This is a genomic window from Microbacterium sp. CR_7 (genome assembly GCF_041954755.1).
Taxonomy (GTDB): domain Bacteria; phylum Actinomycetota; class Actinomycetes; order Actinomycetales; family Microbacteriaceae; genus Microbacterium.
The window spans coordinates 137,980-156,244 of sequence record NZ_JAVAYF010000004.1 but is presented as its reverse complement, the minus strand read 5'-3'; the positions used below and the strand labels follow the sequence as shown (position 1 = coordinate 156,244).

The following is an 18,265-nucleotide window of genomic DNA, read 5'->3' as shown; positions in this document are numbered from 1 at the left end:
AGGGGCGGATGCCGCAGCATCCGCCCCTCTCCGTCCGCGTCAGCCGATGCGGATGAGCTTCTTGTTGACGAACTCGTCGGCGGCGAGGTGGCCGAGCTCGCGCGCCGTGCCGCTGCGCTTGATGCCGCCGAACGGCAGTTCGGGGCTGTCCGCCAGCACGAGGTTGACGTAGACCATGCCCGCCTCGATCTTGTCGGCCACCCGCTCGGCCTGCGCCTCGTCGGTCGTGAAGACGTACGAGCCGAGGCCGAAGGTCGTGTCGTTCGCGAGCGCGACAGCGGCGTCCTCGTCGGCGACGCGGTAGACGACCGCCGCGGGGCCGAAGAGCTCCTCGCGGTACACGTCCATCTCGGGCGTGACGTCGGCGAGCACGGTCGGCGCGAAGAACGCCCCGTCGCGCGTGCCGCCGGTCAGCAGCGTCGCGCCCTGCTCGACGGCCGTGTCGATCTGCTTCTGCAGGTTCTGGGCCGCCGTCTCGGAGGAGACGGGGCCCAGCACGGTGTCGTCGAGCATGGGGTCGGTCGCCTCGACCGCCGCCATAGCGGCGGTGAACTTCTCGACGAACGCGTCGTACAGGTCGTCGACGATGATGAACCGCTTGGCGCCGTTGCACGCCTGGCCGTTGTTGTCGAGGCGCGCGTCGACGCCCGCCTGCACGGTGGCATCCAGGTCGTCGGTCGATAGCACGATGAACGGGTCGGATCCGCCGAGCTCGAGCGCGACCTTCTTCAGGTTGCGACCGGCGATCTCGGCGACGGCGGCACCGGCGCGCTCCGAGCCCGTGAGCGACACGCCCTGCACGCGCGGGTCGGCGATCATCGTCGCGATCTGCTCGTTCGTGGCGAGCACGTTCTGATAGGCGCCCTCCGGGAAGCCCGCGTCGCGGTAGATCGCGGCGATCGCCGACGACGACTCGGGGCACTGCGGTGCGGGCTTCAGCAGGATCGTGTTGCCGACGATCAGGTTCGGGGCCGCGAAGCGCACGATCTGGTACGCCGGGAAGTTCCACGGCATGATGCCGACGAGCGGTCCGAGCGACGAACGGCGGATGATCGCCGAGCCGTCTCCGAGGATGTCGATCGGCTGATCGGCCATGATGGCCTCGGCCTGGTCGGCGTAGTACTCGGCGATGTCGGCCGCGAAGTCGACCTCTCCGAGCGCGGCCTCGCGTGGCTTGCCCATCTCGCGCACGAACACGTCGGCGAGCTCCTCGCGGCGCTCGCGGTGCAGCTCGGCCATCCGACGGATGAGGGCGGCGCGCTCGGCGACGGTCGACGAGCGCGACCACTCGCGGTGCGCGCGGTCCGCCGCTGCGACGGCCTCCTCGATCTGTGCGTCGGTGAACGTGTCGAAGGACTTCAGCGTCTCTCCGGTGGCGGGGTTGATGACGGCGTAGTCGGTCATGATTTCGTCCTCCTTCGGCTCGGTCAGGAGACCGGGATCAGGGTGTACTTGGTGGACAGGTACTCGTGGATGCCCTCGAAGCCGCCCTCTCGGCCGACACCCGACTGCTTGACGCCGCCGAAGGGAGCCGCCGCGTTCGACACGACGCCCACGTTCAGTCCCATCATGCCCGTCTCGAGGCCGTCGATCATCCGCTGACCGCGCTGCAGGTTCTCCGTGAACACGTACGACACCAGTCCGTACTCGGTGTCGTTCGCGAGGCGCACGGCCTCCTCCTCGGTCGCGAAGGTCGAGATCGCGAGCACCGGGCCGAAGATCTCCTCGCGCAGGATCGCCGAGCCGGGCACGACATCGGTGAGCACGGTGGGCTCGTAGTAGGTGCCGACGCCCTCCAGCGCCTTGCCTCCCGCGAGCAGTGTGGCGCCGCGCTCCACGGCGTCGCCCACGAGCTCCTCGGCCTTCGCGACGGCATCCTCGTCGATGAGCGGGCCGATGGCGACGCCGTCCTCTGTGCCGCGGCCGACCTTCATCGCCTGCACGCGCTCGGTGACGCGCTTCGCGAACTCGTCCGCGACGTCCTGGTGCACGATGAAGCGGTTGGCGGCCGTGCAGGCCTGGCCGATGTTGCGGAACTTCGCCAGCAGCGCGCCCTCCACGGCCTTGTCGAGATCGGCGTCGTCGAAGACCACGAACGGCGCGTTGCCGCCGAGCTCCATCGAGACGCGCAGCACACCCTCGGCGGCCTGGGCGATGAGCTTGCGGCCCACCTCGGTCGAGCCCGTGAACGACAGCTTGCGCAGCCGCGGGTCGGCGATGATGGGGGCGGAGAGCGCCGACGACTTGGAGGTCTGCACGACGTTGACGACGCCCTTCGGGAGACCTGCCTCCTCGAGCAGCTTCGTGAAGAAGATCGTCGTCAGCGGGGTGAGTGCCGGGGGCTTGATGACGACCGTGCAGCCGGCGGCGAGCGCGGGCGCGATCTTGCGGGTCGCCATCGCGAACGGGAAGTTCCACGGGGTCACGAAGAACGACGGGCCGACGGGACGCTGCGAGACGACCATGTGGCCGGTGCCCTCGGGGTTGATGCCGTAGCGGCCGCTGATGCGCACGGCCTCCTCGCTGAACCAGCGAAGGAACTCGCCGCCGTAGACGACCTCGCCGCGCGCCTCGGCGAGCGGCTTGCCCATCTCGAGGGTCATCAGCAGCGCGAGGTCCTCCTTGTGCTCCTGCACGAGGTCGAAGGCCTTGCGAAGGATCTCGCTCCGGGTGCGCGGCGCGGTCGCCGCCCAGGCGTCCTGCGCGGCGACCGCGGCGTCGAGGGCGCGGATGCCGTCGGCCGGCGTCGCGTCGGCGATCGTGCGGATCACGTCTCCCGTCGAGGGGTCGATGACGTCGAAGGTCGCGCCGGTCTCGCCGTCGATCCACTCGCCGCCGATGAAGAGGCCGGTGGGGATGCTGTCGAGCAGCGCCTGCTCTGTCTGAGTGCTCATGGGTTCTCTCTCTGTGGGGCGTAGGTCTGGAGGTGGTTCCGGTCAGCGGCGGCGGAGGCTCGGCGGTGCGTCGGCGGTGAGCGTCTCTCCGCGGAAGAACGCGGGGCGCTTGATCGCCTGCCAGATCATGATGACGATGCCGATGCCGATGATGCCGACCCCGAGGACGAACACGAGTCCGACGCCGCCGACGCTCGATCCGCTGCCGTAGGCGGGGTCCATGGAGTCGATGAGGGTCGTCACGAAGAGCACGGCGAGGATCGCGCCGCCGACCAACGGGAACAGGAACGTGAAGAAGAAGCTGCGTGCGGAGTCGAACCACTGACGACGGAAGTACCACACGCACGCGAACGCGGTGAGTCCGTAATAGAAGCAGATCATCATGCCGAGCGACAGGATCGTGTCGGTGAGCACGTTCTCGCTGACCAGTCGCATCACGGCGTAGAACACCGACGCGACGACGGCCGAGACGATCGTCGAGTACCCGGGGGTGAAGAACCGCGGACTGACCCTCGCGAACTTCTTGGGCAGGGCACCGTAGTGTCCCATCGCGAGCAGCGTGCGCGCGGGCCCGACAGCGGTCGACTGCAGCGACGCGGCGGAGCTCGAGAGCACCGCGAGCGACACGAGGAACGCGAGCGGCCCGAGGATCGGATCGGACAGCGCGAAAAACACGTTCGCCGAGATGTCCTCGTTCGCGAGTCCGAGCTCGCCGTCGCCGACGCCGGCGAACATGATGAGGCCGATCGCGAGGAGCAGGTACAGGCTGACGACGACGAACACCGTGACCATGGCGGCCCGACCGGGGGTCTTCGCCGGGTCCTTCGTCTCCTCGTTCATGGTGAGCACGACGTCCCAGCCCCAGAAGATGAAGATCGACAGCGACAGACCGGCCGCGAAGGCGCTGAAGGTCGGCACCTCGAACGGGTTGAACCACGACCACGAGAACGCGGTGGGGTCCGGAGCCTCGCCGTCCACGGCTTTGACGATCGCGACGACCGAGAAGACGACGAGCACCAGCACCTGGAAGCCGACCAGGATGTACTGGAACTTCTGCGTGGTCTGCATGTCGCGGTACGACACCAGCGTCGCGCCGAGCATGAAGAGCAGACAGACGACGACGTTGATGAACGGGTTGAAGGCGAGATCGGCGATGTCGGGGTTGCCCGAGAGTTGCGCGATGAGCAGGAACAGGAACTCGACGGCAATGCCCGCGAGGTTCGACAGCACGATGACGGTGGCGGCGATGAGGCCCCAGCCCGTCATCCACCCGATCCAGGGGCCGAACGCGCGGACGCCCCAGGTGAACGAAGTCCCCGAGTCGGGCATCTCGCGGTTGAGCTCGCGGTAGCCGAAGGCCGTGAGCAGCATCGGGATGAAGCCGACGAGGATGATGGCCGGGACCTGCGTGCCGACGACCGCAACGGTGGGGCCCAGAGACGCCGTGAGCGTGTAGGCGGGGGCGATGGTCGACACGCCGATCACGACGGCGCCGAGCACGCCGACCGCCCCGGCGCTGAGGCCCTTCTGCGAGATGCCGGTCGTCACGCCGGATACGGGCTCCGTCGCCCGGTTCGAGTTGCTCATCATCGGACTCCTGCTTCGGCCCGCGTACGCGGGACCACGATCATCGGGACGGGCAGCTCGTGCAGCATCTTCGCCGCCGTGGAACCCAGGAAGAGACGGCGCGGCTGCGCCAGACGGCTGGAGCCGACGAGAACGACCTCGCCGGGGAGCCACGAGAGATGGGCGACCGCATCCTCCACGGAGTCGCCGGGGGCCTCCTCGGCGACGGCGTCGAGGGTGTCGGGCAGGAGCCGGGATGCCACGGCGAGCACCTCGCGGGAGTGCTCGTCGCCCGCCAGACGGATCGAACCGGTGTCGAGGCCGGGAGGCACGTCGAAGGGAACGAGCGACACGAGCCTCAGGCCGACGTGCGCATCGGCGGCGACCGTCGCCGCCTCGTCGAGGAGGTTCTCCGCGCCGGGGCGGGTGCCGACGGCGACCGTCACGCGGGGCAGGACGTGGTCGTCCTCGGTCGAGGTGCCGGCCGGGGCCAGTGCCACCGGGATGGTCGAGGAGTGCAGCAGCTCCGAGGCGACGCTGCCCAGGCGGTGACGCCCGAACAGGCTGCCGTTCGCGGCGCCGACGACGATGAGGCGTGCGCCGAACTCCTCGCCCGCCGCGATGAGTCCTTCGGCGAAGGACTCTCCGAAACGGACGTGCCCCGTGCGGACGAGCTCCTGCGGCAGGCCGCTGACGGCATCCTCGAGCCACTGCGTCGCCTGGCGACGCAGGTGCTCCTCGTACGCGCGCTCCGGAGCGACCGCGGCGTTGCGCGTGCCCTCCGAGGGCAGCACGATCACCAGGCGGAGCGTCGCGCCGAGGCTGCGCGCCAGACGAGCGCCGAGCGCGGCGGCATCCGCTCCGGCATCCGTCGCCGTGTAGCCGACGACGATCGAGCCGGTCATCAGCCGACCTCGGCCGTCTCGCCCGCATCCCTCGTCGACTCGACGATGTTCGAGGCGACCAGGTGACCCATGCGGATCGCACCGTCGACGTGCTGGAAGCCCGCGCCGGCCATGTCGCTGCAGGCGAAGTGGATCGGTCCGACCGGCGTGCGCAGGTCGGCGCCGTACCGGTGCAGACCGCCCATGTCGAAGCTCGCGGCGTAGGCGCCGCGCGTCCACTCCTCCGTGCCCCAGTCGCTCTCGTAGTAGACGACAGGGTTCTTGGCCTCGGGTCCGTAGTAGTGCGAGAGCGACTCGAGGATGCGCTCCTTGCGCTCCTCGTCGCTCAGCGCGAACAGATCGTCCGCGTTCTGGTCGCTGACGAACCCGACGAGGGTTCCGCGCTCATCGCCGTGGTTGGTGTTGTCGTACGCCTCGTGCGAGAGCTCGTACGGGCTGAACGCGGTGCCGCTGAGTCCCTGCTCGCGCCAGAACGGGCGGTCGTAGACCGCGTGCACCTTGATGACGAAACCCATCGACAGGTGCTGGTGCAGCTGGTGCTGGCGGCGCGGCAGCGGCGGCACGAACGAGATCCTGTCGTACAGCACGGGCGCGTGCGCGAGGATCGCGAAGCGTGCGCGGACGGTGAGTCCGTCGGTCGTGGCGACCACGCCGTCGTCGCCCCACTCGAGCGTGCGCACCGGCTGGCCCAGCAGCACGTCGTCGCCGAGGCGTTCGGCGAGCAGGATGGGCACCTGCTGCAGACCGCCCACCACGCGCTTGTCGAGGATGAAGTCGGCGTCGACGAGGTTCGAGTACGACCCGGCGGATGCCGCCATGAGCAGCGACTGCAGAAGCGAGAACGTGTGCGTCGGCTTCGTGAGCATCGCAGACCCGGTGGCGAAGGCCAGGTTGCGCACGGCCTCGTCGTCGTCGGTCTGCTGACGCAGCCAGGCGTCCCACGTGACGCTGTCCCACTCCTTCGCCTGCGGGTGCTCCCACGGGCGATCGGGGTCGATCTGCGCGACCATCTCGTCGAGGCGGTCGGTGATCTCGGCGATGACCTTCTCGGTCTCCGGCGACACGGGGAACATCTCGCCCGTGAAGCGATGCACCTGGCCGTCGGGTCCCACGTAGACGCTGTCGCCCTCGCGGTAGCGGCTGTAGGTCTCGAGGCCGAGCTCCTCGAGGGTGTCCTTCAGCGCATCCTGATCGGGAGAGACCCACTGACCGCCGAGCTCGAGCATCGCTCCGTCGATGACGTCGGTCCACAGACGGCCGCCGACGCGGTCGCGGGCCTCCAGGACGGCCACCGACAGGCCGGCCTTGCGCAGGTCGTTCGCGGCGGTGAGCCCTGCGGCTCCGGCGCCAACGATCAGCACGTCACGGGTGATCTCAGCCATCTGCTTCTCCTTCGTTGGAAAGGTTGCCGGCCGCGACTCGAAATCCCCCGATACGAGTCGCGGCCGGACGTGTGTGGGGCCGCCTCAGCGGCCCTGGTTCACGCCGACGCGAGCGCCTCGGCGATGACGTCGAGGCCCTCGTTCAGCAGGTCGTCGCCGATCGCCAGCGGGGGCAGGAAGCGGATGACGTTGCCGTAGGTCCCGCAGGTGAGCACGATCACGCCCTTCGCGATCGCCGCCTTGGCGACGGCGGCCGTGAGCGCGGCATCCGGAGCCTGGGTCTCGGGGTCGACGAACTCGGCGGCGATCATCGCGCCGTGACCGCGGATGTCGCCGATGCGGGCGTCGCCCTGCTGCAGGGACGTGAGGCGGCTCTTGAGGATCTCGCCGATCTCGCGGGCGCGCTCGATCACGCCGTCGTTCTCGAACACGTCGATCGCGGCGAGCGCCGCCGCGCACGCGATCGGGTTGCCGCCGTAGGTGCCGCCGAGGCCGCCCGTGTGCGAGGCGTCCATGATCTCGGCGCGACCGGTCACGGCCGCCAGGGGCAGACCGCCGGCGATGCCCTTGGCGGTGGTGATCAGGTCGGGCTCGATGCCGAAGATCTCGCTCGCGAACATGTGGCCGGTGCGGGCGAAGCCCGTCTGCACCTCGTCGGCGATGAAGACGACGCCGTTCGCGCGACACCAGTCGAGGATCGCGGGGAGGAAGCCGTCGGCGGGGACGATGAACCCGCCCTCGCCCTGGATGGGCTCGATGATGACGGCGGCGAGGTTGTCGGCCCCCACCTGCTTCTCGAGCTGCAGGATGACGCGGGCTGCGGCCTCGGGGCCCGACAGACCGTCGCGGAACGGGTACGACATGGGTGCGCGGTAGACCTCGGGCGCGAACGGGCCGAAGCCGCTCTTGTAGGGCATCGACTTGGCGGTGAGCGCCATGGTGAGGTTGGTGCGGCCGTGGTAGCCGTGGTCGAACGCGACGACGGCCTGGCGACCGGTGTGCTTGCGCGCGATCTTGATCGCGTTCTCGACGGCCTCGGCGCCGGAGTTGAACAGCGCGCTCTTCTTGGCGAAGTCGCCGGGCGTGAGGCGGTTGAGCGCCTCGGCGACCTCGATGTACGACTCGTACGGCGAGATCATGAAGCAGGTGTGCGTGAACTGCGCGGCCTGGGCCGCGACGGCGGCGGCCACCTTGGGGTGCGCGTTGCCGACGGTCGTCACGGCGATGCCGGAGCCGAGGTCGATGAGCGAGTTGCCGTCGGCGTCGACGACGACGCCTCCACCCGCGGCGACGGCCGCGACGGGCACCGTGTGGCCGACTCCGGCGGGCACGGCCTCGGCCTTACGGGCGAGGATCTCGGCCGAGCGGGGCCCGGGGAGCTCGGTCACGAGCCGACGCTCCTGGGGGAGGTCGGGTCCGCCGAGGGGAACGGTCGCGGTGTCGGTGTCGAGGAGAGCCATGTCGCGAGCGTACGACCGCCGTCCGCGCGCTGGCATTCGCCGGACTGTACAATCTGAACGAGAGATTCGCCTCAGCGTATATTCCGGTAGAGAAGGGCGCGATGGAGATCGCCGACGAACCGACACTGCGCGCGCTGCTGCGACGTCGTGACCTCGGTCTGCGCCTCGTCTCCGACCCGCAGGAACTCCCGGGGGACGCGTTGGCGAGCCCGCTGCGCTGGGTGCACAGCTCCGACCTCGCCGACCCGACGCCGTTCCTCTCGGAGGACCTCGCCCTGCTCACCACCGGGGTCCAGTTCGACGCCGACACCGACGTCGACGTGTACGTCGACCGACTCGCCGACCGCGGTGTGCGCGGACTCGGCTTCGGAACGGAGGTGCATCGCGCCGGCATCCCCGACGAGCTCGTCCTCGCGTGCGCGAGACGGGGGATGCCGCTCTTCGAGGTCCCCTATCGCACGCCGTTCATCGCCGTGGCGCGCGCGCACTCCGAGGCGATCGCCGCCCAGGCGTATGCGAGGCGCTCCTGGGCCCTCGACACCCAGCGCGCACTCGCTCTCGCGGCGCTCCGCCCCCGCGGACTGGACGCGACCCTCGCCGAGCTCGGCCGACGCCTCGGCGTCTGGGTCGGGATGTACGACGCCTCGGGGGCGCTGCAGTCGTCGCACCCGGTCGACGAGCTCGCGGACGCCGCGCAGGACGTGCTGGGGCAGCACGTCGCCGAGGTGCTGACCCGCGGACTCGAGGCGGGGCAGTCGTTCACGGTCGGCGACCGTTCGTTCATGCTGTTCACCATCGGACGCGGCGGCCGCCTGCGCGGGGTCATCGCACTCGGGATCGACGGCCTCGACCCCGAGGCGCGCACCGTCGTGACCTCGGTCATCGCGATGGCCGGGCTCGCGCTCGAGCAGAGCGAGCAGCTCGCACGGAGCCGGCGGCGCCTGCACTCGCAGCTGCTGTCATCGCTGCAGGCTGACGACCCGGCGCTCGCACGTCGTGTGCTCGGTGCACTGCCGCCGGCCCCGATCGTCGTCGCGGTCGCGGCCGACGCCCCGGCCGGACCGCTGACCGACTGGTGGGAGCGACGCCGCACGGATGAGGGCACCGCGTCCTTCGTCGCCGAGTCCGACGACGGTGTGACGCTGTGCGTGTCGGCCGCCGACGAAGGGCTGCTCGACGAGGTCGCCGATCGGTTCGACATCCGCATCGGCGCGTCGGGATCGGAATCGTACGACGCCTTCTCGCGCGCCCACGCGCAGGCCGTCGCGGCGCTGCGCCGACAGACGGACGCCGGCGTCCACCGCTATGCCGACGCGGTCGGCTCCAGCATCCTCAGCGCGCTCGCGACCGACGAGGCGCGTCTGCTCGCCGAGTCCCGTCTCGCGCCACTGCGCGAGAACGATGCCCGCGCGGCGGGCGACCTGGAGCAGACCGTGCGGGTGTGGCTCGAGCACGACGCGAAGGCCGAGCCTGCCGCCGCGGCTCTGGGCGTGCACCGCCACACGCTGCGGTCGCGCATCGCTCAGGCGGGCGCGCTGCTCGGCGTCGATCTGTCGTCGTTCCCGGCCCGCGCCGAGCTGTGGGCGCTGTTGCAGACGGCGCGCGACTGACGCCGCGCCCTTCGCGGCCGGATGGCTGGCGATTCCCCGCCCGGCCGGCCGGCGCACGGGATCCGGCCAGCCGGGCGGGGATCGGTCAGCCGTCCGTACCGGGCGCCGGGTTCAGATACCGCCCCACGAACTCCTCGAACAGCGGCACCATGTCGACGGAATCGTCGAGCAGCCACTGCAGCTGGATGCCGTCCATCACCGCGCTGATCAGGCGCGCCGCATGGGCGGGGTCGATGTCGGCGCGCACCTCGCCGGCATCCTGTCCGCGGCGCAGGATCTCCTCCGCCTCGGCCGCCCGCTCGCGGTACCGCGCGGCGAAGTCGGCGTGCGACGGGTGGTCGGGATCCGTGGCCTCCGCCGACACGATCGCGTACAGCGAGGTGAGGCCGCGAGAGGTCTGGTTGTGCGAGACGACGCGCTTCGCCTGCTCGATGAGCGTGTGCTCGGCGGGCTCCCCCGCCGCGGCGCGCACCTTCTCGTCGCGCTGTCGCAGCACCTCGGCGAAGAGCTCCTCCTTGTCGGCGAAGTGGTGCAGCAGACCCGCGGGCGTGACGCCGACGCGCTTGGCGATCTCCCGCAACGATCCGCCGTGGAATCCCGTGCGGGAGAACACCGCGAGCGCTTCGTCGACGATCGCCTGCCGTCGGGCCTGACCCGCCGCGTAGGGGCCGCGGCGCCCACGCCCGACGACCGGCTGCTGATCCGTGCCCACTGCCCGCTCCCGTCCGCCGACGCAGGCGAGGGCCTCAGCCGCCGTGGCCGTGCCCCGCTCCCCACGACGAGCCGAATACCTGCTGCTTCATCGCGGGCCGCAGCGTCTGCTCCATCTCGCGGTCCACGAAGTAGTCCTTGAGTGTATCTTTCGTGAGCTCGTTGCCGATGGCCGCCATGATCATCGACTGGTCCAGCGACAGGTACCGTTCGGCGATCGTGCCGCTCTTCACCGCGACGGCGTCGTAGAAGCCGCCGGGCCCGTACGCGCCGAGGTCGTTCTCGATGCCCTCGAGGTTGCTCAGGGCGCCCTGCCGGTCGTAGGGCAGCGCGAGGAACGCGGCGTGCGGTGTCACGACGCCGTCACCGAACTCGGGGTCGGGGTTGCTGCCCGTCGAGCATCCGGGGCGGTCGACGTCGACATCGGTCTTCTCGGCGTCCGAGGTGTAGCCGTCCGACCGCATGCCGGCGATGTCGACGCCGTACTCGGCGTAACCGCCGAACGGGTCGCTCGCCGGGGAGAAGCCCCAGTAGCCGTAGCCCGCCTCGTCGAGGCCGTGCTGCTTCTGCACGGCGACCGTGATCGGGTGGTTGAGCTTCCACGACTTCGGACCCCATTTCGTCTCGGGCACGAGCAGGTCGGGCATCAGCGACTCGAACATGCTGCCGCCCCAGCTCGGCACGAACGACATCCCGCCGTATTGGTACGTGCCCTCCCAGACTTCGACGCCGTCGTAGGTGCGGTACTCGCCCTGGGGCAGCTGCTCCTGCCACGCCCAGTCGCACCCCGGGGGCATGGTGCGATGCGTGCCGGACAGCGCGGTCGCCGGGATCTGTCCGTTCGCGATGCCGAGGTACGTCGCGATGCGGCTCTCGCTCACGGTCGTGTCGTAGTGGTGGCAGGTGTAGTACGCGGTCTCTCCTGAGCCGTTGTACATCGGCGCCTCGACGCTGCAGTCCGGCGGGGCCGCGTCCCAGAACCCGCCGCGGTTCGTGCCGGCCGGGAGCCCCGCGGCGCCGGCGGGGTCGAAGAACGCTCCGAAGTCCATGGAGTCGTACAGCGCGTCCGCCTGCTCCGCGAGGTCGGGCTCGGCCTCGCGCACGATGCGCAGGGATGCGGCGAGCCATCCGTTGTCGACCGTGCTGAGGAACGGGTACACCGGGTCGCCGGAGTCCGGCCAGGTCGTGAGCTTCTCCCCCGTGGTGGGCGAGTACCAGTTGTAGAACATGCCGCTCGCGTCGTTGCGCTCGAGACCGGCGAGGGTGTCGAGGGTCGTGGCGAGGCGCTCGTGCGCCTCGTCGTCGCCGATGATGCCGAGGTCGCGCGCCGTGACGGTCGACCACAGGTACCCGCCGATGTTCGTCGGCGAGGTGTAGGCGCCCGGCGTCTGCAGATCGCCGGTGATGTTGTCGGACGGCAGACCCGTCTGCTCATCGGTCATCGCGTCGAGGGACCGCCAGGTGTCGACCGCCCAACGGTTCAGCTCCTCGGTGCCGGGCTTGCCGCCGCCGTGGCCATTGCCGCCGGCGACCGCGGGGCCGGCGATCGCGAGTCCCGCGACGACCAGTCCGGTCGCCGCCAGTGCGCTCATCCATCGCTTCATCGTGTCTCCTCGTCGAGAACGGCGCCGCCGATCGCAGCGCTCCGATTCGTGAAAACCTAACACGTGTTCGGTGTTCACTCAACCCCTCTCCCCGACGCCGAAACCCACCACGCGCGTCGAGACCCACCACCCCGGACGCTGGCGAAGGTGGGTCTGGACGCGCGTGGTGGGTCTCGACGAATGCAGGAGCACACGCCGCACAGCGCACGCGGCAGCCGCACGAGAGCGACCCCCGCGACACGCTCAGCGCGGCGCGTGCGCGTCGAGGAACTCGTACACGTCGGTCGTGTCGACCCCCGGGAACGACCCGGTCGGCAGCGTCGCGAGCAACGTGCGCGGCGTCTTCACGTTCGGCCAGGAGTGCTCGCGCCAGCGCTCCTCGAGCTCGGCGGGCGCGCGACGGCAGCACACCTCGATCGAGTGCTTCGAGACGCCGCGGTGCGGGGTGTCGCGTCCGACGAACCACTTCGTGTCGTCGAAGCGCACGCCGACGCTCACCGAGTGCAGCCCCTCGCTCGACGCCTCGACGCGGGCGGTGCACCAGTACGTCCCGTTCCCCGTGTCGGTGTACTGGTAGTACGGGTTGAACCGGTCGTCCTCCTCGAACACCACGCGGCTCGTCCAGCGCCGACAGCACATCTGCCCCTCGATCGCACCGAGGCGGTCGGTCGGGAAGTTCACGTCGTCGTTCTCATAGGCCTTCGTGATGGTGCCCGACTCGTGCACCTTGAGGAAGTGCACGGGGATGCCGAGGTGCCGCGTCGCGAGATTCGTGAAGCGGTGCGCGGCGGTCTCGTACGACACGGAGTAGGCGTCGCGCAGGTCCTCGATGGAGATCGACCGCCGCGCCTTCGCGTCCTGCAGGGCCGGGACGACGTGCGCCTCAGGCATGAGCAGCGCCCCCGTGAGGTAGTTCGTCTCGACGCGCTGACGCAGGAACTCGGCGTAGCTGCGCGGCTCCGCGTGCCCGAGGATGCGGCTCGACAGCGCCTGCAGCACGGCGGTGCGGGCGTCGCCCTTGGCCGGCACCCTGCTCGAGAGGTAGAGGCGGCCGTTCGCGAGGTCCGCCACGCTGCGCGTGGTCTGCGGCAGGTCGGGCGCGTAGTGCAGCGTGAAGCCGAGATAGGCGGCGATCTCGGAGGCTGTCCGCTGCGTGAGCGGGCCGCCGGGATGCCGCACCGCGGCGAGGATCTCCGACGCCTTGGCCTCCAGGTCCGCGAAGTGATTGTCCTGCCGCCGCATGAGGTGCCGCAGCTCGACGTTGGCCCGCCGCGCCTCCTCCGGCGTCGCCGCCCGCTCATCGCGGAGCCGGTCGATCTCGCCGTGCAGCGCGAGCAGGGCCTTGAGCGCCTCCGTCGGCACGCTCTTCGCGATGCGGAAGGGCTCGATGCCCAGCGCCTGGAACGTCTGGCCCTTCATCGCCCGCTCCAGCGCGATCTCGGCAGCGCTCCGCTCGTCGAGCGGCTCCCCTTCCAGCAGGGCGTCGATCGTGACCCCGAGCGCGCGGGCGATCGTCTGCAGCAGTGTGAGCTTGGGCTCGCGCTTGCCCGTCTCGATCATCGACAGCTGACTCGGCGCGCGATCGACCGCCGAGGCGAGGTCGTCGAGCGTCATCCCGCGCGAGGTGCGCAGCTGCCTGATGCGGCGCCCGATCGTGAGGGCGTCGGTCTCGTTCTCGTCGCTGAGAGCATCCATGGCCGCGATTCTGTCACAGAAACAGAATTTCGCATGATCTTCACTCCATAAATGACCTGGGTTGCTGTCGATCTTCACGGATGGTTGTCATACGCCACCCGGCACCGCCGCCGGAATCCGATGAAGGAGACACCATGTCGAACACCGCTGAGAACCGCACCCCTCGTCCCGCCGGTCTGCGGGCGGGCGACCAGGTCCAGACGGCCGCAGAGCTGCAGGAGATCTGGGACACCGACCCCCGCTGGGACGGCGTCGAGCGCACGTACACGGCAGACGACGTCATCCGCATCCGCGGCTCCGTCCGGGAGGACTCCACCCTCGCCCACCGGGGTGCGGAGAACCTCTGGAACCTGCTGCACACCGAGGAGTACGTGCGCGCACTCGGCGCCTACACGGGCGGCCAGGCCGTGCAGCAGGTGCGGGCCGGGCTCAAGGCCATCTACCTCTCGGGCTGGCAGGTCGCGGCCGACGGCAACCTGGCCGGTCAGACCTACCCCGACCAGTCGCTGTACCCCGCGAACTCGGTGCCGGCCGTCGTGCGCCGCATCAACAACGCACTGCTGCGCCAGGACCAGCTCGAGCACGCCGAAGGGAACATCACCCAGGACTGGCTGGCGCCGATCGTCGCCGATGCCGAGGCCGGGTTCGGCGGTCCGCTCAACGCCTACGAGCTCGCGCAGTCGCTGATCCAGGCGGGGGCGGCGGCCATCCACTGGGAGGACCAGCTCGCGAGCGAGAAGAAGTGCGGGCATCTGGGCGGCAAGGTCCTCGTGCCGACCCAGCAGCACATCCGCACGCTGAACGCGGCCCGTCTGGCTGCCGACGTCGCGGGCGTCCCCACCGTCATCATCGCGCGGACGGATGCTCTCGCCGCCGACCTGCTGACCAGCGACGTCGACGAGCGCGATCAGCAGTTCCTCACCGGCGAGCGCACGGCCGAGGGGTTCCACCGCATCCGCCCCGGCATCGAGTCGGTCATCAGCCGCGGCCTCGCGTTCGCGCCGTACGCCGACCTGCTCTGGGTCGAGACGGGTGAGCCCGACATCGAACTGGCGCGCGAGTTCGCGGCGGCGATCCACGCGGAGTTCCCCGGCAAGATGCTCGCGTACAACTGCTCGCCGAGCTTCAACTGGAAGCGCCACCTCTCGGATGCCGAGATCGCGACGTTCCAGCGCGAGCTCGCCGACCTGGGCTACAAGTTCCAGTTCATCACCCTGGCCGGCTTCCACGCCCTGAACCACTCCATGTTCGACCTCGCCCGCGGCTACGCCGAGCGCGCCATGAGCGCGTACGTCGAGCTGCAGGAGGCCGAGTTCGCCGCCGAGGCCGACGGCTACACCGCCACCAAGCACCAGCGCGAGGCGGGCACCGGCTACTTCGACGTCATCTCGACCGCGCTCAACCCCGACAGCGCGACACTCGCCCTCGCCGGCTCCACAGAGACCGCGCAGTTCCACTGACCCGCCGTCTCTCACCGACACGTCAAAGGACACCGATCATGACCACTCCCACCGCTCCCCCGACCACCGCTCCCATCCAGACCACCCAGCAGGGCCCGGCCATCACGATCACCGGCCCGACGCGCCCCAGGTACGACGAGATCCTCACGCCCGAGGCGATCGCGTTCCTCACCGAGCTGCACCACCGCTTCGCCTCGCGTCGGCACGACCGCCTCGCCGACCGGATGCGGCGGCGCTTCGAGATCGGCAACGGCCACGACCCGCGCTTCCGCGACGACACCCGGCACATCCGCGAAGACGCATCGTGGCGGGTCGCCGGCGCCGGCCCCGGGCTCGAGGACCGTCGCGTCGAGATCACCGGCCCCACCGACCCGAAGATGACGATCAACGCGCTGAACTCCGGCGCCCGCGTCTGGCTCGCCGATCAGGAGGACGCCACCAGCCCCACCTGGAAGAACGTGATCGAGGGGCAGCTGTCGTTGCGCGACGCGATCCGCGGCGAGCTCTCCTTCACGTCCCCCGAGGGCAAGCAGTACCGGGTCACGGCGGAGCGCACCCCCACGATCGTGATGCGTCCGCGCGGCTGGCACCTGCCCGAGAAGCACATCGCCTTCATCGACCGCGCAGGGCGCCGCACCGCGGCATCCGGCTCCCTCGTCGACTTCGGCCTGTACTTCCTGCACAACGCGCAGGAGCTCATCGCGAACGGCCGCGGACCGTACTTCTACCTGGCGAAGATCGAGTCGAGCGAGGAGGCGAAGCTGTGGGACGACGTCTTCTCCTTCAGCGAGGAGTACATCGGCATCCCCCACGGCACGATCCGCGCGACCGTGCTGATCGAGACGCTGCCGGCGGCGTTCGAGATGGATGAGATCCTCTACGAGCTGCGCGACCACTGCGCCGGACTGAACGCCGGACGCTGGGACTACATCTTCTCGATCATCAAGAACTACCGCGGGCGCGGCGCCCGGTTCGTGCTCCCCGACCGCAGCGAGGTGACGATGACGGTGCCGTTCATGCGGGCCTACACCGAGCTGCTCGTGCAGACCTGCCACAAGCGGGGAGCGTATGCGATCGGCGGCATGAGCGCGTTCATCCCGAACCGCCGCGATCCCGAGGTCACGGCCCGGGCGATCGAGAAGGTGTCCGCCGACAAGAAGCGTGAGGCCGGTGACGGCTTCGACGGCACGTGGGTCGCCCACCCCGACCTGATCCCCACCGCGCAGGCCGAGTTCGACGCCGTGCTCGGCGACCGCCCGAACCAGGTCGACCGGCAGCGGCCCGAGGTGTCGGTCGCTCCGGAGGATCTGCTCGACCTGCACATCGGCCGCCCGATCACCGCGCAGGGCGTCCGCGACAACGTCTCGGTGGCGATCCGCTACCTGGAGGCCTGGCTGCGCGGACTCGGCGCCGTGGCGATCGACAACCTCATGGAGGATGCCGCGACCGCCGAGATCAGCCGCTCGCAGGTGTGGCAGTGGATCCATCAGGACCGCACGACCGACGACGGCACGCCGATCACGGCGGAGTACGTCGAGGGGCTGATCTCGGACGTGCTCGCCCGAGCCACGCGGTCGGCCGGAGACCGCTTCGACGACGCCGCCGAGGTCTTCCGCGAGGTGGCCCTGCAGCCGGAGTTCCCCGCCTTCCTGACGGTCGGCGCCTACTCTCGCTTCCTCGTCGACGAGGCCTGACCCCCTGAAGGAGGGTCCGGGGGCCGCACGGCATCCGGACCCTCCTTCGTTCCCGGCCCCCGCCCCTCCGTGCGGGCGTAGCCTGAATCCATGACCGACACCTGGACCGGGATCGCCGCGGAGTTCCTGCACCTGTACCCGCGCGGAAAGCGACTGCTCGCCGTCGCCGGAGCGGATGCCGAGCGCTCGCGCCGCGCCGCCGACGACCTCGCCGCGGCGCTGACCGACGCGGGGCAGACCGTCGAACGCGCGCACACCGCCGAGGGTGACGACGAGGCGCTGCGCGCCGACGTGATCGCGCCGTTCCGCGCGGGAGCCGCCGATGGCACCGTGCTCATCGTCTCGGGACCCGCTGCCCTGCTGAGCGAGAAGTCGCGGGGCCTGTGGAACTTCACGCTGTGGCAGCTCGCCGGCGACGAGCAGCCGCACTCGGTCGCCTCCGCGCTCGTCGACTTGACCGATCCGGCGAATCCCTCGCGTCGATTCGCGGACTACTGCGCCCTTCCGGCATCCTTCGGGGCCTGAATCCCGCCGATCTAGATATTTGTCTAGATTTGCTAGAATCGCTTCATGAAGACGATCTCCGTGGGCGATCTGCGTCAGAACCCGACCGCCGCCCTGGACGCGGTCGAACACGGAGAGACATACTCCGTCACGCGCCACCGCCGGGAGATCGCTCGACTCGTCCCCCCGCCGGCCCGCCGCCGCGTCACACCCGACGACCTCTTCGCGGTGATCGCCCGCACCCCCGTCGATGCGGAATGGGCGACGCAGATCGCGATCGAGCGCTCCGACCTCGACGACGAGCGGGATCCGTGGCGCGCGTGATCGCATTGCTCGACACCGACATCCTCATCGCGTCGAGGGCCGAGGGCGAGGCTCCGGCCGACCTGTCCGAGTTCGAGGATCTTCGGGTGAGCACGCTGTCGTGGGTCGAGCTCGCGAAGGGCCTGCACACGACACAGGATCTGCAGGTCTTCAAGCAGCGTTCCGCGCGACTGGCGGCGCTCCGAACGACGTTCGGCGACGGCATCCCCTTCGACGACGACTGCGCCGATGCCTACGATCGCGTACTCGCGCACCTGAGTGCCCAGGGTGTCCCGGTGCGGCCGCACATGTCCGACCGGATGCTGGCCGCCACGGCACTCGCGCACGGGCTGACGCTCGTCTCCCGCGACAGCGACGCCTTCCTCGGCCTGACCGACCTGATCACCGTGGTGCGCCGCTGACGCCCCGCGCGACCCGCGCTGCGCACCGCCCACCGGCAGGCCGGGAACACGGTTG

15 protein-coding genes are annotated in these 18,265 nt (G+C 70.1%); 6 read left to right on the top strand and 9 right to left on the bottom strand.

Translation table 11 applies throughout. The annotated features are described in order from the left end of the window. Positions 1-39 precede the first annotated feature (39 nt). From RAC81_RS09820 to gabT, 6 genes are all read right to left on the bottom strand, one after another. Positions 40-1,404, bottom strand: a complete 1,365-nt coding sequence (locus RAC81_RS09820; protein ID WP_375082181.1) for an NAD-dependent succinate-semialdehyde dehydrogenase — start codon at positions 1,402-1,404, stop codon at positions 40-42. Positions 1,405-1,427: 23 nt separating this feature from the next. Further along, positions 1,428-2,894: an NAD-dependent succinate-semialdehyde dehydrogenase gene (locus RAC81_RS09815; protein ID WP_375082180.1), complete on the bottom strand. Its 1,467-nt coding sequence runs from the start codon at positions 2,892-2,894 to the stop codon at positions 1,428-1,430. A 42-nt stretch (positions 2,895-2,936) separates the two neighbouring features. After that, a complete protein-coding gene (locus RAC81_RS09810; protein ID WP_375082179.1) occupies positions 2,937-4,481 on the bottom strand; it encodes an APC family permease in 1,545 nt (514 codons plus the stop codon). After that, positions 4,481-5,365 (bottom strand): universal stress protein, encoded by an 885-nt coding sequence (locus tag RAC81_RS09805; RefSeq protein WP_375082178.1) that lies wholly within the window; start codon positions 5,363-5,365, stop codon positions 4,481-4,483. The genes RAC81_RS09810 and RAC81_RS09805 overlap by 1 nt, the downstream gene beginning before the upstream one ends. Further along, positions 5,365-6,747: a flavin monoamine oxidase family protein gene (locus RAC81_RS09800; RefSeq protein ID WP_375082177.1), complete on the bottom strand. Its 1,383-nt coding sequence runs from the start codon at positions 6,745-6,747 to the stop codon at positions 5,365-5,367. The genes RAC81_RS09805 and RAC81_RS09800 overlap by 1 nt, the downstream gene beginning before the upstream one ends. 98 nt (positions 6,748-6,845) lie before the next feature. After that, complete coding sequence (gene gabT / locus RAC81_RS09795) at positions 6,846-8,207, bottom strand: 4-aminobutyrate--2-oxoglutarate transaminase (protein ID WP_375082176.1); 1,362 nt, start codon at positions 8,205-8,207, stop codon at positions 6,846-6,848. Positions 8,208-8,308: 101 nt separating this feature from the next. On the opposite strand from gabT, the gene RAC81_RS09790 reads away from it, so the two are divergent. Further along, positions 8,309-9,817, top strand: coding sequence for a PucR family transcriptional regulator (locus tag RAC81_RS09790; RefSeq protein WP_375082175.1), 1,509 nt, complete (start codon positions 8,309-8,311; stop codon positions 9,815-9,817). A gap of 85 nt (positions 9,818-9,902) precedes the next feature. Here the strand turns inward: RAC81_RS09790 and RAC81_RS09785 are convergent, their stop codons facing one another. The 3 genes from RAC81_RS09785 to RAC81_RS09775 form a co-directional block, all read right to left on the bottom strand. Further along, positions 9,903-10,529: a TetR/AcrR family transcriptional regulator gene (locus RAC81_RS09785; protein ID WP_375082174.1), complete on the bottom strand. Its 627-nt coding sequence runs from the start codon at positions 10,527-10,529 to the stop codon at positions 9,903-9,905. Positions 10,530-10,563: 34 nt separating this feature from the next. Continuing rightward, positions 10,564-12,132, bottom strand: a complete 1,569-nt coding sequence (locus RAC81_RS09780) for a glucoamylase family protein (protein WP_375082173.1) — start codon at positions 12,130-12,132, stop codon at positions 10,564-10,566. 243 nt (positions 12,133-12,375) lie between these two features. After that, positions 12,376-13,827, bottom strand: coding sequence for a helix-turn-helix domain-containing protein (locus RAC81_RS09775; RefSeq protein WP_375082172.1), 1,452 nt, complete (start codon positions 13,825-13,827; stop codon positions 12,376-12,378). Positions 13,828-13,961: 134 nt separating this feature from the next. On the opposite strand from RAC81_RS09775, the gene aceA reads away from it, so the two are divergent. The 5 genes from aceA to RAC81_RS09750 all read left to right on the top strand — a co-directional run bounded on the left by aceA (position 13,962) and on the right by RAC81_RS09750 (position 18,210). Continuing rightward, positions 13,962-15,287, top strand: coding sequence for an isocitrate lyase (aceA, locus tag RAC81_RS09770; protein ID WP_375082171.1), 1,326 nt, complete (start codon positions 13,962-13,964; stop codon positions 15,285-15,287). Positions 15,288-15,325: 38 nt separating this feature from the next. Further along, positions 15,326-16,981: a malate synthase A gene (aceB, locus tag RAC81_RS09765; RefSeq protein ID WP_375082170.1), complete on the top strand. Its 1,656-nt coding sequence runs from the start codon at positions 15,326-15,328 to the stop codon at positions 16,979-16,981. Positions 16,982-17,071: 90 nt separating this feature from the next. Continuing rightward, positions 17,072-17,506 (top strand): hypothetical protein, encoded by a 435-nt coding sequence (locus RAC81_RS09760; protein ID WP_375082169.1) that lies wholly within the window; start codon positions 17,072-17,074, stop codon positions 17,504-17,506. Positions 17,507-17,551: 45 nt separating this feature from the next. Continuing rightward, positions 17,552-17,809 carry a type II toxin-antitoxin system Phd/YefM family antitoxin gene (locus tag RAC81_RS09755; protein ID WP_375082168.1) on the top strand — a complete coding sequence of 86 codons (258 nt, stop codon included), beginning with the start codon at positions 17,552-17,554 and terminating at the stop codon, positions 17,807-17,809. After that, positions 17,797-18,210 carry a type II toxin-antitoxin system VapC family toxin gene (locus RAC81_RS09750; protein WP_375082167.1) on the top strand — a complete coding sequence of 138 codons (414 nt, stop codon included), beginning with the start codon at positions 17,797-17,799 and terminating at the stop codon, positions 18,208-18,210. Before RAC81_RS09755 ends, RAC81_RS09750 begins: the two co-directional genes overlap by 13 nt. The last annotated feature ends 55 nt before the right edge of the window (positions 18,211-18,265 follow it).